This is a genomic window from Pseudomonas sp. 10B238 (assembly GCF_000970615.1).
GTDB lineage: Bacteria > Pseudomonadota > Gammaproteobacteria > Pseudomonadales > Pseudomonadaceae > Stutzerimonas.
Genome location: NZ_KQ033958.1, coordinates 1 through 4,439, shown reverse-complemented (window position 1 = coordinate 4,439; position 4,439 = coordinate 1). Strand labels below are relative to the sequence as shown.

The window sequence follows — 4,439 nt, the reverse complement described above, 5'->3', positions numbered from 1 at the left end:
CGTCGAGACGCAAAGGAATGGCTCGAAAGTCCTTGAGAGTCTCCACATACCCTGTCGCACGAACCATGAACTCGGTTTCTGCGAGTTCCAGAACACTCCCGCCAGTTTCACGGTTGGCCTCATCGATAGCCTGAGCGACTTGCTGCTGCGTCACGCCCCTGCTGGCCATGCGTATAGGATCCAGTACGACCTGGTACTGCTTGACCATCCCGCCTATGGGTGCGACTTCCGCCACGTTGGGCAGTGTCTTGAGTTCATAGCGCAGAAACCAGTCTTGCAAAGAGCGCAGTTGCGAGAGGTCATGTTTGCCCGTTCGGTCTACCAAAGCATATTGGTAGATCCAACCGACCCCCGTGGCGTCGGGCCCCAAGGCAGGTTTGGCGGCAGCGGGAAGCCGACTCTGCACCTGACTCAGGTACTCAAGCACCCGCGAACGGGCCCAATAGAGGTCTGTGCCGTCCTCGAACAGGACGTACACGTAGCTATCCCCGAAGAAGGAGTAGCCGCGGACTGTCTTCGCGCCGGGGACAGACAGCATGGTCGTCGTCAGCGGGTAGGTGACCTGATTCTCGACAATCTGCGGCGCCTGCCCTGGGTATGGCGTGCGAATTATGACCTGAACGTCGGAAAGGTCTGGCAACGCATCGACAGCGGTGTTCTTGACCGACCAGATACCCCAGGCGACCGCAAACAAAGTGGCGAGCAAGATCAGAAAGCGGTTGGCCACTGACCATCGGATTATGGCTGCGATCATTGCTGGCCCCCGAGCTTCTCGATGCGCTCGATGATCAGGCCTTCGTCGCTTTCACGCACGCCAACACGGACGCGGTCGCCCGTTTGCAAGCCTGATAAGAGGGACTGATCGGCAACCGGGAAGGACATGGTCATCCCAGGCATGTTCAGCGTCTTGAACGGCCCATGTGACAGGCCAACCATGCCATCTTCCAGGCTGACGACCGTGCCTTCAGCCTCGTGCAAAGCAGGTCCGGTGGAAGATGTAGGCTGCTCCAAACCCTGAGCGGTCAGTCCGCGTAGGCTAGCCTCGGAATCCAGGAGGAACTGACCGGACGCCACCACCTTCTGACCGGCTTCCAGCCCTTCAAGTACCTCTGTCTGGTCATCGAATTCTCGACCGGTGCGGACCTCAACGGGACGGTAACGGCCTTCATCCTCAGCGAGCATCACCAATGCTCGCCGGCCGGTGCGAATGACCGCCTCGGTTGGGATGACCAAGGCATCTTCAACATTGCGACTCAACGTCACCTCGGCCGTCATGCCAGGACGAAGCCGCTGTTGTGGGTTAGGTAGCTCAACCCGGACACGCACAGTGCGGCTATCCAGGTTGGCCTGCGATAGTACAGTCTGGATCGTTCCTTCCAGCGTTTCGCCCGAAAAAGCGGGCAGGCGCGCAGTTACTGATTGCCCAGGCGCTAAATGTGCGATCTGCGCCTCTGGTACTGCAACTTCTAGCCAAACCGTGTCCAGCCCATTGACACGCGCAAGAGATGCGCCGGCGGGTACGGTCATGCCCTCGCGGACATCAAGACTTTCTAATACGCCACCGATCGGGCTCGTCACGGTCCAGACGGGGCGCGCTTTACCGGTCCGTTCCAGCTGCGCAATGACCTCTGCCGGCATGCCGGCAAGGCGCAACCGCTGACGGGCTGCTGCGAGCAGCTGGGGTTCGCCGATCTTTCTCAGTGCTAGGTACTCTTCCTGTGCAGCAGCCCACTCAGGGATAAGCAGATCTGCAAGCGGCGCCCCTTTCTCAATGACGTCTTCCGGCGCTCGGTCGTAGACGCGCTCGACGAAGCCCCCGGCGCGCGCCTGCACGACAGCCACGTCTCGCTCGTCAAACATCAATGCACCTGTGGCTTCGAGCGATTGGCTAATTGACTCACGTGTTGCGGTCGCCAGGCGCATGCCAAGGTTCTGCGTCACGCTCGGATCGATGCTCATCGACGCCCCGTCGCCTCCCTCATCGGCATAGCGCGGGACTAGATCCATGTCCATGAATGGGGACTTTCCTGGCTCATCGAACTTCTGTTGCGGATACATCGGGTCGTACCAATAAAGCACCTCCTTGCCTTCATCTGCCGCTTGGGCAAAGACAGAAGTAGACAGAGCGACAAGGCTCGCCGTACTGATAATCAGCGGGAGGCTTAGGACGACGGCCAGCCGTTTGAGTTGAAATGTCATGGTCGGGTATCTCCAAAGGCGAAATGCAAGCGGGCGTTGCTCAGCGATCGGTCGCGGGCTACGTCAATACGACGCAGGCGGGTCTCGACAAGCTGGCGGCGCGCGTCGATCACGGCGGTCAGCTCGCCGTTCCCGGCGCGGTAGTCCGCCATGGCAAGGCGGACCTTTTCCTCGGCGAGTGGCAGTAGAGTTTCTTCAACGCGTGCGAACGCGCGGTCAAGGCGCTGATATTCAGCCAGGTCGGCGGCCAGCTCCTGGTTATGCATACGCAACGCCGCTTGGCGCTGCGCCTCGATCTGTGTGAGGCGCGCTCGCTCAGCCGCGATCTTTGGATCCTGCCGAGAGCTGGTAAACAGCGGCAGGTCGAAACTGACGCTGAGGTTGACCATGTCGCCGTACTCCCGGCCACGACGTAGATAATCGACTCCCCAACTCCAGTCCGGTGTTTTCTCAGCGATGGCCTGGCGAACTTTTGCCTCAGCTTCACGAGTCATCGGGTCGAAGGCGAGCAAAGCCGGATGGCGGTTCAGGCTGTGCTGATAGTGATCAAGGTCGGTAAGCCATCGCGGCCAGTCGCCTGTAAGCGGCTGGTCTGCTGGCTCGCCTATCCAGCGGCGGAGGTCGGCACGCGCAACAACTTGGTTGCGCAGCAGCTCATCCTCTTGTTCAGCAAGCAATGCTGCCTCTTGCTTCGGAAGTACGCTGTCTGCGGTTTGCCCACCGCCGCCAGCAATGCGCGCCTGAACAGCCCGCGAAAGTAGCTGATTCTCGCTGTAGAGCTGTTTGAAAAGGCTCAGCTTCTGCTCGACCGCGAAGCTGGCGATCCATGCCTCGGCGGTCGCCTGGCGCACGCTGAGACGTTCAATGGTTTGCTGAACGCCTGCGAGCGCAACACTAGCCTGCGCAGCCTCGACACGGGCGCGCCTTTTCGCTCGGTTTGGCACATCTTGCATGACCCCAACCATTTGCATGGTCATGGCCTCTTGGTCCAATTGCCAGCGCGAGTCACCTTCAATGGGAACGTTTTGCAGCCCAAGCCTAAGTTTAGGGTCAGGGAGCTCGCCGGCAGGGATTGCAGCGCTGCGTGCGGCTTTGAGATTGGCGGCTTGCGCATCCAGCGAAGGCGCGTCTTGCTCAGCCAAGCTCAGGGCTTGTTCTAAGGTTAGAGCTGACGCGAGCTCGGGGAATGAGAGCGCGCCGATGATCAAGGCGGCCACGTAGGGAGGCGCCCAGCGGATACGGGGTTTCATTTAGACAGGATTCCTGATCTTCCATGCGAGCCGAAGGCGCGCGGTAGCCGGCCCGAATGCTCACATCCGGGCGGTTCCTAGAATTTGATCGGAATCAGACGCGGGGAGGATGCCAGACGGCGTCCAGATGGCGGGAAAGTACCTGGTCGTTATAGGGCGTATTCGCCGGTTTACCCGCAGGGACCAGCTGCGCCTTTGCAGCAACGATCTGAAGAAGGCTGACGGTTTTGCATTCTTGTCCCGTCTTGCAGACGGTCGTCTTCCCTTGCTCATGCCCTTCACAGCACTCGGGCTCAGCGCCGCTGACGCCAGCCATCAATGCGTGGTTGGCTGCCATGGCGTCCATGCCTTCCATATCAAGCATAACGTGATGCGCTGACGACCCAATCGGCATTAGCAATTGCGCCATCCCGTTGATCGGAAGCGCGAGCACTAGCAGCAGGATAAGGAAGGAGCGCATGTAGGACTTCATATTTTCAGCTTACGGGGCAATTCATGAGCAATCAATGAGGCAATCGGTCGCTTCGCAACCGAAGCCTAAGCCGATAGGCTTCAAACTACACGCGCTTGACGGAGCCGGAGGGCGTTGAACACAACCGATGCTGAGCTAAGGCTCATGGCCAGGGCAGCAATCATCGGAGACAGCAACAGTCCAAAGAACGGATAGAGCAGACCTGCAGCAATCGGGATGCTCAACCCGTTGTACATAAATGCAAACAGAAGGTTCTGACGCATATTGCGAACTGTCGCCACCGAAAGCGTACGGGCGCGAAGTATTCCCATCAGGTCACCTTTAACGAGCGTGACTTGGGCGCTATTCATCGCGACGTCGGTACCCGTACCCATCGCGATGCCTACGTCAGCCCTAGCGAGAGCCGGAGCGTCATTTATTCCGTCGCCTGCCATGGCAACCACCTTACCGAGGGCTTGTAGCTTAACCACCAGCGCCTCCTTGCCCTGCGGCTTCACTTCACCATGCACTTCATCGAT

At 59.4% G+C, this 4,439-nt stretch carries 5 protein-coding genes; all 5 read right to left on the bottom strand.

Going from position 1 to position 4,439, the window contains the following annotated elements:
* Nucleotides 1-754, bottom strand: a 754-nt coding sequence (locus RT21_RS22605; protein WP_046164435.1) for an efflux RND transporter permease subunit, incomplete at its 3' end; no start/stop codon positions are given.
* Nucleotides 751-2,199 (bottom strand): efflux RND transporter periplasmic adaptor subunit, encoded by a 1,449-nt coding sequence (locus RT21_RS22600; RefSeq protein WP_046164434.1) that lies wholly within the window; start codon nt 2,197-2,199, stop codon nt 751-753. The genes RT21_RS22600 and RT21_RS22605, both read right to left, overlap by 4 nt.
* On the bottom strand, nt 2,196-3,449 hold the full coding sequence (locus RT21_RS22595) for a TolC family protein (protein WP_003298793.1): 1,254 nt from the start codon (nt 3,447-3,449) through the stop codon (nt 2,196-2,198). The genes RT21_RS22600 and RT21_RS22595 overlap by 4 nt, the downstream gene beginning before the upstream one ends.
* A gap of 94 nt (nt 3,450-3,543) precedes the next feature.
* Entirely contained in the window at nt 3,544-3,909 is a 366-nt protein-coding gene (locus RT21_RS22590) for a hypothetical protein (RefSeq protein ID WP_234463688.1), read from the bottom strand.
* Between the two features lie 92 nt (nt 3,910-4,001).
* Nucleotides 4,002-4,439 (bottom strand): HAD-IC family P-type ATPase (locus RT21_RS22585; protein WP_046164433.1); only part of this gene is annotated, 438 nt, incomplete at its 5' end.